Annotated in this window: 1 pseudogene; it reads right to left on the reverse strand. The window is 30.3% G+C overall.

Annotated features, from left to right (window positions below):
* Window positions 1-1474 (reverse strand): annotated as a pseudogene (locus tag IDG60_RS12700) (IS1182 family transposase); the annotation flags it as partial.
* Window positions 1475-1915 lie beyond the last annotated feature (441 nt).

Consider the following 1915-nt stretch of genomic DNA (forward strand, 5'->3'; position numbering starts at 1 on the left):
GTATTTTATAATGTACAGCTCGTTGAGCTGCTATTTTCCTTATATTAAGTGCCATTAATACAAAACCTAGCTCTCGTTTAACATTATTTATTCCTCGAACTGACATTCGAGTGAAACCCAAAATAGCCTTCATAAATCCAAAAACAAGCTCTACATCAATTTTTCTTTGACTATAGATTTTTTTCGTTTCTGGTTCAGAAAGCTTTTGATTAATTTGGGCTTTAAAGTATTCCCAATTATAATTCTTCATGATTTTCTTATTGGATTTCGAATTTGGTTTCATGCATTGTTGCCTCAAAGAACATGCTGAACAGTCATCGCATTCATATAGCTTGAAGTCACGTTTAAAACCATATCTATCATTACGGTATGCATATCTTTTAAAACCTATTCTTTTGTTATTAGGACATATAAATTCATCATTAAGTTCGTCATATTTCCAATTTTGAGTGTTAAAAATGTCACTTTTAAACTTTCTAGTTTTATCTTTAATAAACATGCCATACGTAATAAGTGGCGTTTTATTAAAATCATCTATAATAGCCATATAGTTTTGCTCACTATCATAACCTGCATCAGCTACAATATACTCTGGTAAATAACCGAAGGTATTTTGAATCATTGTTAAAAATGGAATTAAAGTTCTAGTATCTGTTGGGGTTTGAAATAGGTCATAGGATAAAAAAATTGAGAATTTGTCGCTATTTGTAAATTGTATCCTGGCTTAAGTTGGCCATTTTTCATATGGTCTTCCTTCATTCTCATAAAAGTTGCATCATGATCAGTTTTAGAAAAGCTATTTCTATCTTTAAGAATCGATTTTTGTTCTTCATATTTATTTTTTCTTTCGGAATAATCATCAAATTTCTTTTTGAACTTCTTAATCTCAGTTCTTTTTTACGGGTCTGTTTTCTAATTTGAGCACAATCTTCGTTCTAAATAGAATGATTTAAATCTTCGATTTCTTTATCTAAATGACTACCAATTAAATCTATTTCTTCTCGTGATTTTGAATACTTTTCTTCCACACAAATGTATATCTATTGGCATTAGCTTCTACTTATGTACCATCAATAAAAATTGAATTATTATCAATAAGATTTTGCTTTAAACATTGACTATGGAACTGAATAAATAAAGATTCAATTAACGCATCAGTATTAGGATTCACTCTAAAACGATTAATAGTTTTATAAGAAGGTGTTTGATCTTGAGCTAACCACATCATTCGAATACTGTCATGAAGTAATTTCTCTATTCTACGACCAGAAAATACAGATTGAGTATATGCATATAAGATGATTTTTAACATCATTTTTGGATGATAGGATGTTGCGCCACGATGATGTCTGAATTCATCGAATTCGCTATCAGGTATCGTTTCAACAATTTCATTTACATATCGCGAAATATCATTTTAAGGAATTCTAACAGAAGTTTCTATTGGTAGTGTAAGTTGGGCAAAGTGTCTTATTTTTTTAAAGTATGTAAAAGTAAAATTACATGTTAATACGTAGTATTAATGGCGAGACTCCTGAGGGAGCAGTGCCAGTCGAAGACCGAGGCTGAGACGGCACCCTAGGAAAGCGAAGCCATTCAATACGAAGTATTGTATAAATAGAGAACAGCAGTAAGATATTTTCTAATTGAAAATTATCTTACTGCTGTTTTTTTAGGGATTTATGTCCCAGCCTGTTTTATTTTCGACTAGTTTGGAGAATTTATTGACATTCACATTATTTAAACGGCAACAAAGATTGTTTTATTTTGATAGGCATTATATGGTGTTAAAAAATTTGCATGAAAATTAAAAAATGCTTCGTTCAGGAAGGTGTCGTAATTTACCTATTTGCTGAATGAAGCATTTTATTTTTAAATATGATAGCCAATATAACAAGCTATAAATCCAATGATG

This window comes from Staphylococcus sp. EG-SA-2, from assembly GCF_017152085.1.